The sequence below is a fragment of the Luteibacter rhizovicinus DSM 16549 genome (genome assembly GCF_001887595.1).
Classification (GTDB): Bacteria; Pseudomonadota; Gammaproteobacteria; order Xanthomonadales; family Rhodanobacteraceae; genus Luteibacter; species Luteibacter rhizovicinus.
The window spans coordinates 951273-971399 of the sequence record NZ_CP017480.1 but is presented as its reverse complement, the minus strand read 5'-3'; the positions used below and the strand labels follow the sequence as shown (position 1 = coordinate 971399).

The following is a 20127-nucleotide window of genomic DNA, read 5'->3' as shown; positions in this document are numbered from 1 at the left end:
GTCCAGTCCCGAGGGGATAGGGACTGTAACGGAACGGACATGAATCGGTTGTCACCGAAAGCGCCGGTTTTTCATACGATTCTTCGCAAATTGCCGCTTCAGGCACAATGGCCTCCTCATGAATGTCCCTACGCCAGCCCTGCGCGAAAGCCCCGAACTACGGGCACTCATCGATCACCGTTATGCCGATGTGATGGCGGCATGTCGGGCGGCCCGTATTCCCGTTCACGACGATGCGGGCGTGGCCGAACGCATCCGCCGCACGCTGCTGGCTTCGGACTTCGCCTTCGACGTCTTTCGTCGCCAGCCGGAATTGCTCGCTCCTGCCGGCCTCGAGCGCTTCCGCGCCAGCGCGGACGCGGCGACGCGGGGCAGCATGCTGGACCTGCCGGCCGATGAAGACCGCTGCATGTCGATCCTGCGCCGTTTCCGTCATGCCGAGGCGGTTCGCCTGGTGTTTCGCGACGTGAACGGGCTCGACGACATCGACGAGACGCTGGCGTCGACCAGTGCCCTCTACGAAACCCTGCTGAGCGCGGCCTTGCGCTGGTCCGAACATTCCTTGCACGCACGCTTCGGCCGTCCGCGCGACGCCGCCGGCGTCGAGCAGCGCATGGTCGTGGTCGGCTTCGGCAAGCTGGGCGGCAACGAGCTGAATTTCTCATCGGATATCGACCTGATCCTCGCCTATGCCTCGGCTGGCGATACCGATGGCACGCGCTCGCTCGACAACGGGGAGTACTTCATCCGCGAGGCGCGCCAACTCGTGCGACTCCTTGCCGAGCCCACGGTGGACGGGATCTGCGCGCGCGTGGACCTGCGGCTGCGTCCGTTCGGCAACGCCGGCCGTCTTGCGCTGCCGTTCGCGGCGATGGAGCAGTACTACCAGCGCGAAGGTCGCGACTGGGAACGTTATGCATGGATCAAGGCGCGCCCCGTGGCCGGCGATCGCGCCGCCGGGCGCGAACTGCAGGACATGCTGCGGCCCTTCGTGTACCGGCGTTACCTCGATTACACCGCCTTCGCCGGCCTGCGCGAGATGAAGTCGCTGATCGATGCGGAAGTGGCGCGCAAGGACCTTGCCGGTAACCTCAAGCTGGGGCCCGGCGGCATTCGCGAAATCGAATTCGTCGTCCAGCTGACCCAGATGATCCGTGGCGGTCGCGATCCCGCGCTGCGCGTGCGCGGGTTGCTGCCGGCACTGCGCGCGTGCGAGGCGCGCGGGTACATTCCGACGGCACGGGCCAAGCTTCTTCGCGCGGCCTACCTGTTCCTGCGTCGCGTGGAGAATCGCGTGCAGATGCTGCGCGATGCGCAGACGCATGACATTCCCGACGACGAGCTTTCACGCGAGAGGCTGGCGTTGGGCCTGGATTACCCGTCGTGGGATGCGTTGGCGGTGGAGCTGGCGGCGCATCGCGCCGCCGTGTCGGCCGAGTTCGCCGCCGTGCTCGTGCCGGAGGCCGGGCAGACCGCGACGGCGCCGGTCGCCGATGTCGAGCTGTGGGCTGCCGCTCGTGACGGCTCGTTGAGCGCGGCGACGCTGGAGGCCTCGGGCTTTGCCGGCGGTGCCGACGCCGTGGAGCAACTGACCAAGCTTCCGCAGGCGGCGGCCGTACGATCCATGTCCGCCCGCTCCGGGGAACGACTCGAGCGGCTCATGCCGCAACTCATCGGCGCCGCGCGGGCCAGTGCGTCGCCGTCCGCCAGTCTGCTGCGCATGGTGCGCCTGGTCCAGGCCGTCGCTCGGCGATCCTCGTACCTTGCCTTGCTCGACGAGCAGCCGAATGCACGGCGTCGTGTTGCGGGTGTCTTTTCCGACAGCGCGTTCCTGGCGGAGCGGGTGATCGCCCAGCCCTTGCTGCTGGACGACGTTCTCGATCCACGCATCGACCAGCTTCCGCTGAAGCGTGCCGATATTTCCGCGGAGATTGCGCGGACGCTTGGCACGCTGGATGAGCGTGACGCGGAGCGCGAACTCGAGCGACTCAACGAGTTCCGTTCGAGCATCGCGTTTCGTCTCGGCCTGGCCTTCAACGACGGGCGGGCCGACGCGCCGGCCACGGCGCGGCGGCTTGCCGGCCTTGCCGAGGCGATCGTCGCCGCCGTGCTGGCGCTCGCCACGCGCGAGCTGACGGCGCAACACGGGCGCCTGCCGGGCGACGGCGGGGGGTTCGCTGTCCTGGGCTATGGCAGTCTGGGCGGCGAGGAGCTCGGATTCGCTTCGGACCTCGATCTGGTTTTCGTTTACGACGGCAAGCTGGCCAATGCGATGAGCGACGGCGCGCGACCGGTCGACGGGACACGCTGGTACCAGCGCCTCGCCCAGCGCGTCATGCACTGGCTGAGCGCGCAGACCCATGCCGGCAAGCTATACGACGTCGATACGCGCCTGCGGCCCGACGGCTCCAAAGGACTGCTTGTCGCCAGTGCCGATGCCTTCGAGGCCTACCAGCGCGATCGCGCCTGGACCTGGGAGCATCAGGCCTTGCTGCGCGCGCGACCGGTGGCCGGCGATGTCCGGCTGGGCGGTGTGCTGGCCGGCATACGCCGGGACATCCTCTGCACACCGCGCGATGGCGCGCGCGTCATCGCCGAGGTCAGTGCGATGCGGCGGCGCTGGCGGGCCGAGCGCGACCGTTCGGATACCCTGCGTCTCGACCTCAAGCAGGGCGCGGGTGCGCTCATCGATATCGAGTTCCTGCTTCAGGGCATGGTGCTGGCGCACGCGGCGGAGCATCCGACGATCCTCGACACGACGGCGAGCAGCACGCTGATCGATGCGCTGCGTTCGGTCGGTCTGTTCAGTCAATTGCAGGCCGACACCCTCCATGTGGCGCATGCCGATCTGTTGCAGATGGGGTTGGCGTGCACGCTGGATCTTCGGTCGCGAATCGCCCAGCGCACGCCGGCGCTCGACGCTGCGTGCGCTGGCGTGCTCCAAGTGGCGAGTGAGTTGGGCTTCGAGCTGCAGGGCGCCGACGCTCCCGCCTCACAGGCTGTCTGAAGCGCGCGGCCGGCGCTATGCTGTCCGGCCGTTCACGGACCTGACCTGCGATGACCCGACCCTCGTTGTTGATCGACACCGACCCCGGCGTGGACGATGCCCTCGCCATCCTGATGGCGCACGAGCACGCCGACGTGGCCGCGCTCACGGTAGCCGCCGGCAACGTCGGCCTGGGTCATACGGTGCGCAATGCGCGCACGCTGGTCGAGCTGATCGGGGCGGGCACGCCAGTGTTCGGTGGCTGTCCCTCGCCCCTGGTGCGCGCGCCGGACGAGGACGCGGCCTTCGTCCATGGTGCCGACGGCTTTGGCGATGTGGGTTTCGCTGAGCCGAAGCATCCGGTCGAGGCCGAGCACGCGGCCCTCGCCCTGATCCGCCTGACGCGCGAGCGGCCTGGCGAACTGACGCTCGTCGCCCTCGGTCCGCTGACCAATCTCGCCCTCGCTGTCCGGCTCGATCCCGATCTGCCACAGCGCGTGAAGCGCCTCGTTGTCATGGGGGGTGCGGTGACCGGGCATGGAAACACCGGAAAGATCCCGGCCGAGTTCAACATCGGGTTCGATCCGGAGGCGGCGCACGTGGTTTTCGAAGCCTTCCCGATGTTCGATCTGGTCGACTGGGAAGCGACGGTACGCCACGCGTTCCCGGACGAAAGCTACGACGGCTGGGTCGCAGCGGGGGATGCGCGGGCGGCCTTCTTCGAGAAGATATTCGGCACGGCCCGGCGCTTCAACGCCGAGCACGAGCGGACCGGCTTCATCGCCGCCGATGCCCTGGCCATGGCGGTGGCGCTGGATCCTGGCATGGTCACCCGTGCCGAGACCCGTCATGTGGCGATCGAGCTGGATGGCCGGCTCACCCGTGGTGCGACGGTGGTCGACTGGCAAGGCCGCCTCGGCGGCACCCCGAACGCCCGGATCGTCCTTGGGGTCGACCAGGATCGCTTCGGCCAGCTGATCGCTGGAGCCCTGGGGGCTGCATGAGAGGCAATCGCCGCTGAAGCGGCTCCCACAGGAGCCCGGCCGCGCGGTGCTTGCCGAGACTTGCCGTCCTCCGGCTCGCTGGTTACAATGCCGCTCTTTTCACCCCGCTAATTCTTAGAGTCACGCCATGAAAGAGAACATCCACCCGAAGTACCAGTCCGTCGTTTTCCAGGACCTGTCGTCCGATTTCGCGTTCCTGACGCGTTCGACGATGTCCAGCAAGGAGACGGTCAAGTGGGAAGACGGTAACGAATACCCGGTGATCAAGCTCGATATCTCGAGCCATTCGCACCCGTTCTACACCGGCAAGCAGAAGACGCTGGACGTCGGCGGTCGCGTCGACAAGTTCCGTCAGCGCTACGGCCAGAAGTAAGACGGCTCCATCCGCGCGCCGCCTGCGGGGTGGCGTTTCGCGAGGATAGACAGACACGGGGCGAGCCCAAGGCTTGCCCCGTGTCTTTTTGTGCGTGCGATCTGGCGGCCAACGAACGGACGTTTGAATAACCTCTGTGTGATAATGGGGAACTTCGGTCGCACGCGGCGACCGGTACGGCACCTCTCCCCCGGTGTCGTTAATCCCAACATCGCTACGTTTCGCCAGCCCCTGGCGGAACGGGTACAGAAAGACAGAGGAGCTCGCCGTGTCCGACGCCAAAACCGTCAAATTGGTCGATGAATCCAACAAGCCCGTAAGCGAACTGCCGGTCATCGGCGGCACGCTCGGCGCCGAGTGCGTCGACATCGGCACGCTCTACAAGGACACCGGCTACTTCACTTACGATCCGGGTTACGGCAGCACCGCCAGCACCAAGAGTGCCATCACCTATATCGATGGCGACAAGGGCGTCCTGCTGTACCGCGGCTACCCGATCGAGCAGCTCGCCGAGAAGTCCACCTTCCTCGAGACCTCGTACCTGCTGCTCAACGGTGAACTGCCGAACAAGACCGAGTTCGCGAAGTTCGAGCACGACATCACGCATCACTCGATGATGCACGAGAACCTCAAGTTCTTCCTGCGTGGCTTCAACCACGACGCGCATCCGATGGCCATGCTCGCCGGCTCGATCGCCTCGCTGTCGGCGTTCTACCACGACAAGCTCGATGTCGATAACCCGGAAGACCGCAAGCTCGCCGCCATCCGCCTCATCGCGAAGATGCCGACGATCTCCGCTGCCATTTACCGTCATTCGATCGGCTGGCCGACGCGTTATCCGCGCAACAACCTCGAGTACGTCACCCGCTTCCTGCACATGATGTTCGAAGTGCCGAGCGAGCCGCTCGAGTTGAACCCGGTCGTCGCCAAGGCGCTCGACCTGCTGTTCATCCTGCACGCCGACCACGAGCAGAACGCGTCGACCTCGACGGTGCGCCTGGTCGGTTCGACCGGTGCCAACCCGTATGCCTCGATCGCCGCCGGTATTACCGCGCTCTGGGGTCCGGCGCATGGTGGTGCGAACGAAGCCGTGCTCAAGCAGCTCGAAGAGATCGGTACCGCCGACAAGGTCGAGACCGCGGTCAAGCGCGCGAAGGACAAGAACGACTCGTTCCGCCTGATGGGCTTCGGTCATCGCGTGTACAAGAACTTCGACCCGCGCGCGAAGATCATTCGCGAAATGTGCCACAAGGTGCTCGAGGAGCTGGGCGTCAACGACCCGCTGCTCGACGTCGCGATGAAGCTGGAAGAAGCGGCCCTGAAGGACGACTACTTCGTCGAGCGCAAGCTCTACCCGAACGTCGACTTCTACTCCGGCATCATCTACAAGGCGCTGGGTATCCCGACCGAGATGTTCACCGTGATGTTCGCCATCGCGCGCACGTCCGGCTGGATCTCGCACTGGATCGAACAGCACGAAACCCCGGGGGCGCGCATCGGCCGTCCTCGTCAGATCTACACGGGTGCCGACGTTCGCGACTACGCGCCGAGCGATAAGCGCTGAGAAAGAAAAACCCCGCGAAAGCGGGGTTTTTTTTGAATCGGCTCCTACCGGGCAGGTGTTGGCGTCGACGCATCGAACATCTGAATATCTTCCTCGGCCAGCAATGCCTGCACCATCGAGGCGGTGGCCCGGCGCATCGGTCGTTCATCGATGCGATCCAGGGGCGCCTGGCGCAGGGCGTCCAGCGGTAGCACGGTCAGGTCGAACGGGATGCCGTCGGCACCGAACAGCAGGACGGGATATTCGCTTTGCTCGTTGCCCGGCCAGCGCAGGCGTCGTGTCTGCGTCTCCAGCGGAATGCCTTGTTCCTGGAGGAACAGCACCGGGGCTTCCGGGTCGTCACTGAAGACATGCAGGCAGACGGCGGAATGCTCGTCGGCCGTGCCTTCAAGGACGGCACCGACCAGGCGGGCGTCGAATCCGCGCAGGAATCGCATCGCCTCGACGGCGGCCTCGCGCCGTGCACGCAAGGCCAGGGGTTGCGAATCGGCCTTGAAGATGCGTTGGTGTTCGCGCAGCGCGTCTTCGATCTCGTTGTTGCGAGGCAACGCCTGGGCGTCGGCAATGCCGAGTCGCTCCGCGGCCTTCACCTTTGCATGATGGAAGTCGCGAATACCGTGCTCGCTCATCAGGCGGGCCGCTTCCTGGGCGACAAGGGCGCGGTGACGCTGCGTCCGGTCCTGTGCGTGGAGTTTGTGATGCTCGCCTCGTGCCATGACTCACCCCCGTGTGGTGTGTATGTGGTCGTCAGAAGATGTCGTAGGCGTGATCCTGCTGTTCCTCCTGTTGCTTCTGTGTCGCCTGTTCGCGAAGACGGTCGACGTCCTCGACCTTCATGATTTCGCTCATGCCGCCGGACGAAGGCAGGCCCGAGCCCGGATCGATCTGCACATTGGCGATACCGGGCGGCATGGCCAGGGTATGCGATGACTTGTCCTTCAGGACCGCACCCATGTAATCCATCCAGATCGGCAAGGCCGCCTTGGCGCCGAACTCGCCGCGACCGAGCGAACTGAAGTCGTCGAAGCCGACCCAGACGGCCGTCGATACGTCGCCATTGAAGCCGACGAACCAGGCGTCGCGATGGTCGTTGGTCGAACCTGTCTTGCCGGCGAGATCGTCGCGGCCGAGTGCCCGTGCGGCCGAGCCCGTGCCGCGCTTGATCACGTCCTGCATCAGCGAGGTGACGAGGTAGTCGTTGCGGACGTCGATGACATGCGGCGCCAGCTTCGGCAGCTTCGTCTGGTCGGCGTGGGCATCGGCGGGAAGGACGGCGTCGCCGGTTCCGTTGCCACCGGTGCTGCTGGCCACCGCCGGCTTGGCGGGAATCAGCGCCGTGGAGGCCTGCGTCGGCGGCCCGGCAGGCGTCGGGTTGAGCAGGCGTTCCTGACAGTCCGCACAGGCGCGTTCGGGGTTGGCAACGTAGACGGGGTTGCCGTCGCGGTCGTCGATCCGCGCGATGAAATAGGGCGTGACCAGATAGCCGCCGTTGGCGAACACGGCGTAGCCGCGAGCCATGCTCATCGGCGAGACGGACGCCGTCCCCAACGCGAGCGACAGGTTCTGCGGCAGGGCATCCGGTGTGAAGCCGAAGCGGGTGATGTACTCGCGGGCGTAGCGCACGCCGATGGCATCGAGCAGACGGACCGAAACCAGGTTCTTCGACTGCACCAGCGCCTCGCGCAGGCGCATCGGCCCGGCGAACTTGTTGTCGTCGTTCGCCGGCGTCCACATGCCGTCCGGACGTGACGGATCGGGGAAGGCGACCGGTGCATCGTTGACGATCGAGGCAGGCGTGAAGCCTCGTTCGAAGGCAGCCGAATACAGGTAAGGCTTGAAGCTCGAGCCCGGCTGGCGTGCCGCCATCACGGCGCGGTTGAATTTCGAACGAAGGAAGCTGAAACCACCCACAAGCGCACGAACGGCACCATCTTCGGGGTCGACCGAAACCAGGGCGGCCTGTACGGCAGGAATCTGGGTGAGGTGCCAGGCACCCTTGCCCGAATCGGGCTTGGCTTCCGTCGTCGCCTTCGCGGTGTCCGAGGCCTTGGCGTCTTCGTTGATGTCGTCCTTCTCGCTGCGGATGAGGCGAATCACGTCACCGCGCTTGAGGACGGCGTCGACTCGCGTCGGTGCCGCTCCGGCGCGACCTTCGTTGACGTAGGGGCGCGCCCAGGCAATCGACTCCAGGCTCAAGGTCGCCGTCTCCTTTGCGGACAGGTACACCGTCGCTTCCTTCGCCCCGGTCTCGGTGACGATGGCTGGCATCATGCCAGCGACGCTCGTGTAGCCGGCGAGAACGCGATCGTAATCATCGGGGCCGGCCTGCGCCGGGAGTTCCTCGTGACCTTCCGGGCCGCGATAGCCGTGGCGTCGATCGTAGGCGGACAGGCGCCCGCGGAGGGCATCGTTCGCTGCGGCCTGGCTGTCGCTGGGTACCGTGGTGTGGACCACGTAGCCCTCGGTAAGGGCATCGTTACCGAGTTTCTCGAGGACCTGCTGGCGCACCATTTCGGCAAGGTAGGGCGCGTCCACCTCGATCTGCTGTTCGTGCGGGAACGCGTCGTTCGGTTCCTTGATGGCCTCGTCGTACTCGGCCTGCGTGATGAAACGGTTCGAGAGCATCTGACCGAGCACCCAGTCACGGCGGGCGATCATGCGCTTGGGGTTGTTCAGTGGATTGACGACCGAGGGCAGCTGGAAGGTCGAGGCCAGGGTGGCACTCTCGGCGACGGTCAGCTGGTCGAGCGTCTTGCCGTAGTAGTACGACGCGGCGGCGGCGAGGCCGTAGGCGCGATGACCGAGGAACATCTTATTGATGTAGAGCTCGAGGATCTGATCCTTGGTGAGCTCGTTTTCCATGCGCAGAGCGATAAACACTTCCGTCAGTTTGCGCGAATAAAGCTTTTCGGGGCTGAGGAAGAAGTTGCGCGCGACCTGCTGCGTGATCGTCGACCCGCCGGGTCCCTTGTCGCCGCCGGAGACGATGACGTGGATGCCGGCGCGGGCGATACCGTGCCAGTCGATGCCCGGATGGCTGTAGAAATCGGCATCTTCGGCCGATAAGACAGCATTCTTCAAGCGTGCAGGTACGTCGGCGATGTGCACGGGAATGCGTCGGGTCTCGCCGAAGGAAGCGATGAGCCGTCCGTCCGAACTCAGTACCCGGAGCGGAACTTGCATGTGATAGTCGCGCAGGACAGCGACCGACGGCAGGCGCGGGGCCAGCAGCCAGTAGGCGACGCCGATGGCGCCTGCCACGAAGAGGATGCCTGCCAGGGCGAGGTACAGCGCAATGCGCAGCAAACGCTTGAGGATTCGCATGAAGGGGGAGGGGTCGCCGCCGTGTGGGTCGTGGCGGAGTATAGAGCCAAGGCGGGGAGGGGCGCGGCTGGGTGACGCTCGACCCGTCCTGAAGGGTTTTCGCTAACCCAGTGACTGGATTTGTGAATTAGTGCCGGTAAGGGCCCGAAATGGCCCGTTGCCAATCCGTTAAGTTTTAGATCTAATGCCTTCGCGCCGAAGACCAATTCCGACAAAGGCGCGGGGAAGGGGGACAACGTGGGGCTCTTTACACCCAAGGCGGCGCCTTTAATTGGCGTCGACATCAGTTCGACCGCAGTAAAGCTGCTGCAGCTCAGTCAGGCAGGGGGGCGCTATCGCGTCGAACACTATGCCGTCGAGCCGCTGCCGCCCAATGCCGTCGTCGAAAAGAACATCGTTGAAGTCGAAGCGGTGGGCGAGGCTATTCGGCGGGCATTGGCCCGATCCGGATCCAAACTCAAACACGGCGCTGCTGCCGTGGCCGGCTCCGCCGTGATCACCCGCATCATTCCCATGTCGGCCGACCTCTCGGAGGATGACCTCGAGGGTCAGATCCAGGTCGAGGCGAACCAGTACATTCCCTACCCGATCGAGGAAGTTAGCCTCGATTTCGAGGTTGTCGGGCCGGTTCGCGACAATCCCGAGATGAACAACATCCTGCTCGCCGCCTCGCGGACCGAGAACGTGGACATGCGCATCGCCGCCCTCGACCTCGGCGGCTTGACCGCCCGGGTAGTCGACGTCGAGGCGTTCGCCATGGAGAACGCGTTCGCCATGGTGGCCGACCAGTTGGCTGTCTCCCGGGACGCCCTGGTGGCGGTCGTCGATATCGGCGCCACCATGACGACCCTGGCCGTGCTGAAGAACCAGCGGACGATCTACTCTCGCGAGCAGGTCTTCGGCGGCAAGCAGCTCACCGACGAGATCATGCGTCGCTATGGCCTTTCCTACGAGGAAGCCGGTCGGGCCAAGCGCAAGGGCGGCCTGCCCGAATCCTACGAGATGGAGGCGCTGGAGCCGTTCAAGGAGTCGCTGGTCCAGCAGGTGAGTCGTCTGCTCCAGTTCTTCTTTGCAGGCAGCGAGTACAGCCGCGTCGACCAGGTCGTCCTGGCCGGTGGTTGTGCCTCGATCGAAGGCATCACCGAACTGCTAGAACAGCAGCTCGGCGTGCCCTGCGTCGTCGCCAATCCGCTCGCCCGCATGGCGCTTTCCAGTCGTGTCCAGGCCCAGACCCTGGCCCAGGACGCGCCCGCGCTGATGATTGCCGTCGGCCTCGCCATGAGGAGCTTCGACTGATGGCTCATATCAACCTACTGCCCTGGCGCGCCGAGCGCCGCAAGCTGCGAGAACGCGAGTTCTATATCCAGCTCGGCATGGCTTTCGGCGCTGCCCTCGTGGTGCTGATCGCGTGGTCGTTCTGGATGGACGCGCGCATCGACAACCAGGCCGAGCGCAACACCTACCTGCAGGCCGAGATCAAGCAGCTCGACGACCGTATCGCGAAGATCAAGGACCTGGACCGGGTCCGCGCGGGCCTCCTGCAGCGCAAGCAGATCATCGAGCAACTGCAGGCCAATCGATCGCAGATGGTTCATCTGTTCGACGAGCTGGTGAAGACCATTCCGGCGAGCGCGCGCCTGGGCGGCATGAAGCAGTCGGGTGACTCCATGTCCCTCGACGGCGTGTCGCAGTCCAACTCCAGCGTGGCCGAGTACATGCGGAACATCGAAGCCTCGCCCTGGATGGGCCATGCCGACCTGCGCAAGACGGAGAACACGCACGACGCCTCGCGCATGCCTTACTCGTTCGGTCTCGACGTTCGCCTTAACCATCCTGGCGATGGCCCGGATGGCGCGCCGGCAGGTTCGTCGAGCAGTGCCGCTCCGGCATCGGCTTCGAGCGTCGCAGCCGTCCCGGCCGTGCTGGCCAACGGGGCTAATGCGGCGATCGGCAAGCCCGCCGTGGCTCCCGCACCGACGCCCGCCGCCGCTCCTGCCGCCGTTCCGGCCGCTCCGCGACCGGCTTCCGCCACCACGGCAGGAGCCAAGCCATGAAGTTCTTTGACGATCTGCGCAATCTCGATCGCCATAACGTCGGCGGCTGGCCGAAAGCGATCAAGCTGTTCTTCACCGGCCTGCTGTTCGTGGTCGTGGTGCTCGCCGGCTGGTACTTCGAAATCAGCTCGCAACAGGACGACCTGGCTTCCGCGGAGAGTAAGGAAATCGCTCTCAAGAGCGAGTTCTCGACGAAGCAGGCCAAGTCCGCCAACCTCGAAGCCCTCGAGCAGCAGCTGACCGAAATGCAGGACATGCTGCGCACCCTGTTGCGCCAGCTGCCCAGCCGCACGGAAATGCCCGAACTGCTCATCGACATCTCGCAGACCGCGCTGGCCGCGGGCATCGAGACGGAGTTGTTCCAGCCGGGTCCGGAAACGCCGAAGGATTTCTACGCGGAGAAGCCGATCACGCTGCGCATGGTCGGCACTTACCACCAGTTCGGTACGTTTATCAGTGGTGTGGCCTCGTTGCCGCGCGTCGTCATCCTGACCCTGCATGACGTCTCGTTGTCGCCGAAAACCGCCGACAAGAACGGCGTCAGCTCCGGTCAGCTGGTCCTCCAGGGTACGGTGAAAACCTATCGCTATCTGGAAGACGACGAGACCACGACCCCGGCTACTCCGGTCAAGGGGGGCAAGTGATGAACGCTACGCACATCAAGTTGCGGCCCGCCGCTTCCCTGCTCTTCGTCGCTCTGGCCCTGGCTGGCTGCACCAAGGGAACATCCGACCTGCGCGAGTGGGTCGATGCCGAAAAGCACAAGAAGGGAGAGCCGATTCCGGTGCTCCCGGTCATTCGCACGTTCGAGACGTTCGCTTACCAGGACCAGGGCGCCCGTGACCCGTTCAGCCCGAGCACGGCTGAAATGGACACGAACACGTCTTCGGGCCCGCGACCGGATGAAAACCGTCCGAAGGAGCCGCTCGAGATGTTCTCGCTCGACACCCTCAAGATGGTTGGCACGGTGGGTGCTGGTTCCAGTCTCGAGGCACTCGTAAAAGATCCGGGTGGGGTGATCCATCGCATCCACCGCAATGAATACATGGGGCAGGCCTACGGTCGCGTGACGACCGTCGGGGAGGATCGGATCGATCTGGTCGAACTGGTGCCTAACGGCCAGGGCGGGTGGATGGAGCGTCCGGCAAGCATCGCGGTCGGCGAAAAATAAGAACTCGGGGATGACGCACATGACGACCAACTTCCATCATCTGCCGGGTAACGCGCGCCATCGCGCGCGCCGTTGGGTGCTCGGTGCCACGCTCGCTTTCACCGGCGTGTTCGCTGGCACCGCATCGGCGGCGAACGCCCTGCAGAATGTCAGCTACGACGCACAGCCCGGGGGCCGCATCGAACTGACCCTCGCGTTCTCCGACGCCGCGCCGGATCCGAAGGTCTTCACGACCAACAATCCGCCGCGGATCGCCATCGACCTGCCGGACACGACCAACGCGTTCAGCAGCCGTCACATCGACATCGCCAAGGGCTCCACGGCCGGCGTGTCGGTAGTCGCGGCCGGTGGGCGCACCCGCGTCACCATCGAGCTGTTCCGCGAATCGGCCTACCGCACCCGCGCTGAGGGCAAGAACCTCATCGTTACGGTGAACAACGGCCCGACCGGTGCAACGACGACCACGGCCATCGTGTCCGACCCGACCAAGGCACTCCCCTCGAGTGCTGGCACGCCGGTGTCGAACATCGACTTCCGCCGCGGCCCGAACGGCGAAGGCCGTGTGCTGGTCACCCTCGGTAGCTCAGCGACGACGCCGGAAATGCACCGCGAGGGCGATCACGTCATCGTCAGCCTGGCGGGTTCCAGCCTGCCGGCGAAGCTGGCCCAGCGCCTCGACGTGCTCGACTTCGCCACGCCGGTCCAGTCGATCGACTCGAAGGCCTCACCGGGCGGCGCTCGCCTCGACATCCGTACCAAGGGTGAGATCGAGACCTCGGCCTACCAGAGCGGTAGCGAGTACGTGATCGAAGTGGCCGCCAAGAAGGCTGCCGCGCCGACGGGTAAGGCCGCGAAGGGTCAGGAACCGACGTATTCGGGTTCCCGCCTGACCTTCAACTTCCAGGACATCCCGGTCCGTTCGGCACTGCAGCTGATCGCCGACGAAGCCAAGCTGAACCTGGTTGCCTCCGACAGCGTGGGTGGCAGTGTCACCTTGCGCCTGGTCAATACGCCGTGGGATCAGGCGCTCGACGTAATCCTTCGCGCCAAGGGCCTCGACAAGCGTCGCAGCGGCAACGTCATCTGGATCGCACCGCAGGCCGAACTCGCCAACTACGAGCAGAGCCTGGCCGATGCGCGCCAGAAGGCTGAGGAATCGGCTGAGCTGATCTCCGACTACATCCCGATCAGCTATGGCAAGGCCGAGGACATCGCCAAGCTGTTGACCCAGGGCGCGCTGCAGAGCACGGGCGGCGGTACGACGGGTAATGGCCAGAAGGGCTTCCTCTCCGCTCGTGGCAGCGTCTCGTTCGACGACCGCACCAACACCCTGCTCGTCAACGACACGCCGGACAAGATCCGTGACCTGCGTGAACTGATCGGGACGCTCGACCGCCCCGTGCAGCAGGTGTTGATCGAGTCGCGCATTGTCGTCGCCACCGACCAGTTCACCCGTCAGCTCGGTGTTCGCTGGGGTGCGCAGGCGTTCAACACGAACCCGAGCGGCCAGATCATCGGCACGACGCCGGATCTGACCAGCGGTACCGGCACGCAGCTGGGTACCTCGGGCCTGGTGACTAACGTCCACAACATCAACAACGGCTCGCAGACGGACAACACGCTCACCTATCCGGGCGGCTACAACGTCAACCTGCCGGTGGCGAACCCGGCCGGCAGCATTGGCCTGGCGATCCTGGGTGCCAACTACCTGGTTGACCTCGAGCTCTCGGCCGCGCAGACCGAAGGCCGCAGCGAAGTCATCTCCAGCCCCCGCGTGATTACCGCCAACCAGCAGGAAGCGGTGATCAAGCAGGGTACCCAGATCGGCTACGTGACCTACCAGGCCTCGAGCTCGGGCGGTGGTGCGCAGAACGCGACGGTGCAGTTCAAGGACGCCGTGCTCGAACTCCGCGTCACGCCGACGATCACGGCCGACAGCCGCGTGTACCTGAAGATCAACGTCAAGAAGGACGCGCTGGCCAGCCAGACCCCGTCGCCGGGCGGTGGCTTCGTGCCCTCGATCGACACCCGCGAGATCAACACCTCGGTGCTGGTCGACAACGGTCAGACGGTGGTCCTGGGCGGTATCTACGAGATCACCAAGTCCAATACGACGGACAAGGTGCCGGGTCTGGGCGATATCCCGGGTCTGGGCGTGCTCTTCCGCCGCACGAACCGCAGCAACAACAAGGCCGAGCTGCTGATCTTCGTGACGCCACGAATCCTCTCCGATTCCTTGCGTTAAGCGCGATTGCAGTGAGTGAAAAGGGCGGCCTTCGGGCCGCCCTTTTTTTTGGCCCGCCGCCACGGATGACTCATGGACCTAAACTTCTCCGGCCGGCTGTGGTCTCATCGTCCCTCTACCCGTACGAGAACCGCCGATGTCCGAGCTGCCGATTGCCACGACGCCCCTCCAGGAAGCGTTCGTCCGCCTGCGTGGGGAGTTGTCCCGCGGCATCATCGGTCAGCCGCACCTGGTCGAATGCCTGCTGATCGCTCTGCTGGCCGACGGCCACCTCCTCGTCGAGGGCGCGCCTGGCCTGGCCAAGACCACGGCGATCAAGGCCCTGGCGACCCGTGTGGAGGCGGATTTCCACCGGATCCAGTTCACGCCCGACCTGCTCCCGGCCGATCTCACCGGCACCGACATCTTCCGTCCGCAGACCGGCACCTTCGAATTCGAGCGGGGGCCGTTGTTCCACAACATCGTCCTTGCCGATGAGATCAATCGCGCGCCGGCCAAGGTCCAGTCGGCCCTGCTTGAGGCCATGGCCGAGCGGCAGATCACCATTGGCCGCCGCACCTGGCCGCTGCCGGACCTGTTCATGGTGATGGCGACGCAGAATCCCATCGAGCAGGAAGGCACTTTCGCCCTGCCGGAGGCCCAGCTCGATCGCTTTCTGATGCATGTCACGATCGGCTATCCCGATGCCGACGCCGAGCTGGCGATCCTCAGGCTCGCGCGTGAGCAGGCTCGTGAAGCCATGCACCCGGTCGCGCCGCCGGCACACGTGCTGCGTCCGGCTGACGTCTTCGCAGCGAGAGACGCCGTTCTTGCCGTGCATATGGCCGCTCCGCTCGAGCTCTACATCACCCAACTCGTGGTCGCCACGCGCAACGCCGCGAAGTACGGGCCGGAGCTTGCCCGCTGGATTGCCTGGGGTGCCAGCCCGCGCGCGACCATCGCGCTGGATCGCTGCGCCCGTGCGCACGCCTGGCTGGCCGGCCGCGATTACGTGATACCTGAAGACATTCATGTCATCGCGCACGAAGTCCTGCGTCACCGCGTATTGCCCAGCTACGAGGCCGAAGCCGAAGGCGTGCGTATCGACTCGGTGATCGATCGCCTGCTGGATCTCGTGCCGCTGCCGTGAGTGCCGCCGTCCCCATCCCGGATGGGCGCGTCCATGTGTCGCTGCCTGAATTGATCGCGTTGCGCGCACGCGTAGCCCGCGCGCCCGCGCCACCGGTGGTGTCGCGAGTGCAGCGCAGTGGCCAGCGACCCGGCCGCCTGCACGGCCGTGGCATGGACTACGCCGAATCCCGGGTCTACCAGGCTGGCGACGACGTGCGCCGCATGGATTGGCGATTGACCGCGCGCAGTGGCGTCGCACACACCAAACTCTTCCAGGAAGAGCGCGAAGGACGACTCCTGATCCTTCTCGATAGCAACGCCAGCATGCGCTTCGGCACACGCACGCGCTTCAAGTCGGTCCAGGCGGCGCGCGCCGCGGCCATGGCTGCCTGGTATGCCGTGCGTGGCGGCGATCGTGTCGGTGTGCTTGCTTTCGGTGGTCAGCGGCAGCTGCTTCGACCCCTGGGCGGTGCGCGTGGCGCGCTGGCCGTGGCGGGCGCGATCGCTGCGTGGGATGCCTTGCCGCCCGGTGCGGACGAAACCCTGTCGTCGGCCCTGCAGCGCGCCGGGCGCCTGATGCATGGCGCATCGCGCGTACTCATCGTCAGCGATGGCTTCGCGGTCGACGATGCCGCCCGTGGACGCATGCTCGGTCTCGTCGGCAAGGCGGAGGTGTCCGTGCTCACGGTGGCGGATGCACTCGAACTCGCCCAGCCACCGGCCGGACGTTATCCCTTCGCGCACGGCGGCGTGCACTACGACGTCGTGCTCCAGGGCGATCGGCAGCGCGCGGAGTTCGCCCGCGCGCTGGGTGACGGTGTGCGGCGACTGTCCGCCCTGGCGACCGGCCTCAACCTGCGCGAGCGCACCATCGATACCGCGGCCGATCCGCTCGACGCGATCGTCGCCCTGCTCGGGACGGGGAGGGCGCGCTGATGCCGACGGCCGGCCCCGAGTTGCGCGACATCCATGTTCCCCACGTCTCGATGTGGTGGCCCCTGGCCCCCGGCTGGTGGCTGCTCATCGCGCTGCTGTCGGCGGCGGTCGTCGTCGGCGTGATCCTGCTTCGCCGCCGTGCTGCGTGGAAGCGTCGTGTCGACGCCACGTTGGTCGATCTGCACGACGCCACCGCCCGCTACGCACAGGATGGCGACCTCGCGGCGTTCGCCTCCGTCGCCAGTCAGCTGCTGCGCCGGGTTGCACGCACGCGCGATTCACGCAGCGTGGTCCTCAGGGATCTGGCGTGGCGTGACGCCCTTGCGGCCATGGCACCTGCTCAGGACATCGACCGCCTGCTCGCTATCGACGATGCCATCTACCGTCCCGATGCGACACTCGACGTGATACCGACCGCGCGCGATGTCGAAGCGTGGGTGCGTGCGGCGCTACGCAGGAGGCCGGCGCATGTCACTGCCTGAATTCGCGTGGCCCTGGCTTTTCGCTGCCCTGCCATTACCGTGGCTGCTGCGTCATGTATTGCGCCCGCTGAAGCCCGCTCAGGCGATGAACCTTCCCCAGCCGGGCCTGGCGCTGGTGGCCGCATCCGTGACGCGTGCGCCCTTCGCGGCAACCCTGGTTCTGGCGCTGGCATGGCTGTGCCTGGTCACCGCCGCAGCCAGGCCGCAGCGGCTCGGCCCCCCCGAACCGCAACAGCGTAGCGGGCGCGCCACGATGCTCGCGGTCGACCTTTCGGGAAGCATGTCGCTCGACGACATGGAGCTGGCGGGTCGTAACGTGACGCGTTTCGCCGCCGTCGAAGCGATCGCCGGCGACTTCATCGATCGTCGCGCAGGCGACGAACTCGGCCTCATTTTGTTTGGTTCGCAGGCGTACCTCGTCACGCCGCTGACCTACGACCTGGATGCCGTGCGCGCGCAGTTGCATGGCGCCGTCGTCGGCTTGCCCGGACGTGAAACCGCGATCGGCGACGCGCTCGCGGTAGCGGTCAAGCGCCTGGCCGATATGCCCGAGCAGGCGCGTGTCGTCGTCCTGCTTACCGACGGGGTGAACAACGCCGGCTCCATCGCGCCCCGCGAAGCGGCTCGTGCCGCCAAGGCCGCTGGTGTCCGCGTCTATACCATCGGTATCGGTGCGAACGCCATGCGTGTTCCGGATTTCTTCGGAAGTCGCGTGGTCAATCCGTCCGCCGATCTCGATGTCGCGATGCTTACCGATATCGCCAACCAGACCGGTGGTCGGTTCTTCCGCGCGACCGACAGCAATGAGCTCGCGCAGGCCTATCGTGCGATCGATGCGCTCGAGCCTGTGCCCCAGCAGGGTGCCGCGCTCAGGCCGCGCTTCGAACTGTTCCGATGGCCGCTGCTGGCCTCGCTCGCCCTGTTCGCCATCGCCGCACTGCCGCGCTACCTCGGCCAGAGGGCGTTCGCATGATGGCGTGGGCTGGCAACCTCCATTTCATCGAGCCGCGCTGGCTCTGGCTGCTTGCGCTCGTGCCGCTGCTAGCGTGGCTGGTCGGCAGGCGTTCGGCCGAAGTGCGTGTGCTGACCAAGCTAGCGGACCCCTTGCTGCTTCCGCATCTGCTCGACGGCAAGCCCGGGGCGTCGCGCGCACCGGTCGTTGCCTTCGTCATCGCCGCGGCACTCGCCGTGCTGGCCCTTGCCGGTCCTACCTGGGATCGGCAGTCGCAGCAGCTCTTCGCCGAGCGCGCCGCGCAGGTCGTGGTCGTCTCGATGTCGCCGCACATGCTTGCCCACGACGTCGTCCCGGACCGACTCAGTCGTGCACGTTACAAGGTGCGCGAACTCTATGCTGCGAATCGCGATGGCATGAACGCCTTGATCGCGTACACCGGTGAGGCCTTCACCGTGGCACCACTGACGACGGATGCGCATAGCGTCGACGACCTTCTGACCGCGCTCTCCCCCGACACCATGCCGGTGGCCGGCGATGACCCGGGCAAGGCGATCGACATGGCTGCCGACCTGATTCGCCACGCCGACGTACGCGGCGGTTCGATCGTCCTGGTCACCGATCACGCGGATGCCGCAGCGGCCGCTGCGGCGGGACGTGCGCGTGCGGCGGGCGATACCGTGTCGGTGCTCGGCCTGGGCACGACACGAGGGGGCCCGGTCCCCAGCGACGACGGTGGCTTCCTCAAGGACGAGCAAGGCGCGATCGTCATGGCACCGCGCAACGATGCGTCGCTCACGGCAGTGGCATCGGCTGGCGGCGGACGCTACGTCACCACCTCGGACGATCAGTCCGACGTGGCTTCGCTGGCTTCGGCACTGCATGGCGATGGCGAAGGCAAGGCGGTCGCTGGCGCCGCCTCCGGCCAATGGCAGGATCGCGGGCCATGGTTGTTGCTTCCGCTCCTGCCGATCGTGGCGCTGGCCTTCCGGCGTGGGTGGTTGCTCGTGCTTGCCCTGGCCTTCCTGCCGCTGTCACCCGCGCGCGCCGACGGCCTCGCGGACCTCTTTCGCACGCGCGACCAGCAGGCCGCGAAAGCCTTGTCCGAGGGGGATGCGCAGCGCGCGCAGTCGTTGGCGGCGAGCAATACGTTGCGTGGCGCCGCGGCGTATCGCGCAGGCGATTACGCGGCCTCCGCGACCGCACTCGCGCATGACGCGGACACCGATTCCCAATACAACCTCGGTAACGCGCTGGCGAAACAACAACGCTATGACGACGCGATCGCGGCTTACGATCGTGCGCTGAAAGCGAATCCGGCCAACGCGGACGCCGCTGCCAACCGCAAGGCGGTCGCCGATTTCCTGCAGAAGCAGAAGCAGCAGGACCAGGACAAGAAGAACGACAAGAAGGATGGCAAGGGACAGCAGGACAAGAAGCAGGGCCAGTCCGGCGACCAGGGCAAGGATCAGCAGGGCCAGCAAGGGCAGCAGGGCGACGATCAAAAGAAGGGCGACAGTGGCCAGCAACCCGGCGCCGACGGAAAGGATGGACAACAAGGCCAGCAAGGCTCGCAGGACAAGGCAGGCGAAGGCGAGGGTGGCGACAAGGGCAAGGAAGCCGGCAAGTCGCAGGCGCCACAAGGCGACGCCGACGCCAAGTCGGCCGCCGAACGCCAGCAGGCGGCGCAGGCGCAGGCGGCACTGAAACAACAGATGGACGCGGCACTCGCAGGTAAGCAAGCCAGGCCGGCGGACGATAAAGGGCACGATCTCGGTGCCATCTCGGCGGACGATGCATCGTCGAAGTTGCCGCCCGATGTGCGGCGGGCACTGATGCGCGTTCCCGATGATCCGGGTGGCCTGCTACGGAGAAAATTCATGCTCGAATACCAGCGTCGTCACGGCGCCGAGCCGGAGGAGTGAG

16 protein-coding genes are annotated in these 20127 nt (G+C 65.9%); 14 read left to right on the top strand and 2 right to left on the bottom strand.

Annotated elements, in window-relative coordinates:
* Positions 1-118: 118 nt before the first annotated feature.
* The 4 genes from glnE to BJI69_RS04490 all read left to right on the top strand — a co-directional run bounded on the left by glnE (position 119) and on the right by BJI69_RS04490 (position 5927).
* Complete coding sequence (gene glnE / locus BJI69_RS04505; RefSeq protein ID WP_046966220.1) at positions 119-3007, top strand: bifunctional [glutamate--ammonia ligase]-adenylyl-L-tyrosine phosphorylase/[glutamate--ammonia-ligase] adenylyltransferase; 2889 nt, start codon at positions 119-121, stop codon at positions 3005-3007.
* Positions 3008-3057: 50 nt separating this feature from the next.
* A complete protein-coding gene (locus BJI69_RS04500) occupies positions 3058-3990 on the top strand; it encodes a nucleoside hydrolase (protein ID WP_046966219.1) in 933 nt (310 codons plus the stop codon).
* Positions 3991-4117: 127 nt separating this feature from the next.
* On the top strand, positions 4118-4363 hold the full coding sequence (locus BJI69_RS04495) for a type B 50S ribosomal protein L31 (protein ID WP_046966218.1): 246 nt from the start codon (positions 4118-4120) through the stop codon (positions 4361-4363).
* A 268-nt stretch (positions 4364-4631) separates the two neighbouring features.
* Positions 4632-5927 carry a citrate synthase gene (locus BJI69_RS04490; protein WP_046966217.1) on the top strand — a complete coding sequence of 432 codons (1296 nt, stop codon included), beginning with the start codon at positions 4632-4634 and terminating at the stop codon, positions 5925-5927.
* 44 nt (positions 5928-5971) lie between these two features.
* On the opposite strand, the gene BJI69_RS04485 is transcribed toward BJI69_RS04490, so the two are convergent.
* The gene (locus BJI69_RS04485) at positions 5972-6643 is read right to left on the bottom strand and encodes a hypothetical protein (RefSeq protein WP_046966216.1); all 672 of its coding nucleotides are present in this window, start codon (positions 6641-6643) and stop codon (positions 5972-5974) included.
* Positions 6644-6674: 31 nt separating this feature from the next.
* Complete coding sequence (locus tag BJI69_RS04480; protein WP_046966215.1) at positions 6675-9251, bottom strand: penicillin-binding protein 1A; 2577 nt, start codon at positions 9249-9251, stop codon at positions 6675-6677.
* Between the two features lie 237 nt (positions 9252-9488).
* On the opposite strand from BJI69_RS04480, the gene BJI69_RS04475 reads away from it, so the two are divergent.
* From BJI69_RS04475 to BJI69_RS04430, 10 genes are all read left to right on the top strand, one after another.
* On the top strand, positions 9489-10547 hold the full coding sequence (locus tag BJI69_RS04475) for a pilus assembly protein PilM (protein ID WP_046966214.1): 1059 nt from the start codon (positions 9489-9491) through the stop codon (positions 10545-10547).
* Positions 10547-11305 (top strand): PilN domain-containing protein, encoded by a 759-nt coding sequence (locus tag BJI69_RS04470; protein WP_046966213.1) that lies wholly within the window; start codon positions 10547-10549, stop codon positions 11303-11305. Before BJI69_RS04475 ends, BJI69_RS04470 begins: the two co-directional genes overlap by 1 nt.
* On the top strand, positions 11302-11949 hold the full coding sequence (locus tag BJI69_RS04465) for a type IV pilus inner membrane component PilO (RefSeq protein WP_046966212.1): 648 nt from the start codon (positions 11302-11304) through the stop codon (positions 11947-11949). Before BJI69_RS04470 ends, BJI69_RS04465 begins: the two co-directional genes overlap by 4 nt.
* Positions 11949-12476 carry a pilus assembly protein PilP gene (locus tag BJI69_RS04460; protein WP_046966211.1) on the top strand — a complete coding sequence of 176 codons (528 nt, stop codon included), beginning with the start codon at positions 11949-11951 and terminating at the stop codon, positions 12474-12476. Before BJI69_RS04465 ends, BJI69_RS04460 begins: the two co-directional genes overlap by 1 nt.
* A 19-nt stretch (positions 12477-12495) precedes the next feature.
* Positions 12496-14721, top strand: a complete 2226-nt coding sequence (locus BJI69_RS04455; RefSeq protein WP_046966225.1) for a type IV pilus secretin PilQ — start codon at positions 12496-12498, stop codon at positions 14719-14721.
* 136 nt (positions 14722-14857) lie between these two features.
* Positions 14858-15850, top strand: a complete 993-nt coding sequence (locus tag BJI69_RS04450) for an AAA family ATPase (RefSeq protein WP_046966210.1) — start codon at positions 14858-14860, stop codon at positions 15848-15850.
* Entirely contained in the window at positions 15847-16767 is a 921-nt protein-coding gene (locus BJI69_RS04445; protein WP_046966209.1) for a DUF58 domain-containing protein, read from the top strand. Before BJI69_RS04450 ends, BJI69_RS04445 begins: the two co-directional genes overlap by 4 nt.
* Positions 16767-17249, top strand: a complete 483-nt coding sequence (locus BJI69_RS04440) for a DUF4381 domain-containing protein (protein ID WP_046966208.1) — start codon at positions 16767-16769, stop codon at positions 17247-17249. The genes BJI69_RS04445 and BJI69_RS04440 overlap by 1 nt, the downstream gene beginning before the upstream one ends.
* Positions 17242-18222, top strand: coding sequence for a VWA domain-containing protein (locus tag BJI69_RS04435; protein WP_046966224.1), 981 nt, complete (start codon positions 17242-17244; stop codon positions 18220-18222). The genes BJI69_RS04440 and BJI69_RS04435 overlap by 8 nt, the downstream gene beginning before the upstream one ends.
* Complete coding sequence (locus BJI69_RS04430; RefSeq protein ID WP_046966207.1) at positions 18219-20126, top strand: tetratricopeptide repeat protein; 1908 nt, start codon at positions 18219-18221, stop codon at positions 20124-20126. The genes BJI69_RS04435 and BJI69_RS04430 overlap by 4 nt, the downstream gene beginning before the upstream one ends.
* Position 20127 lies beyond the last annotated feature (1 nt).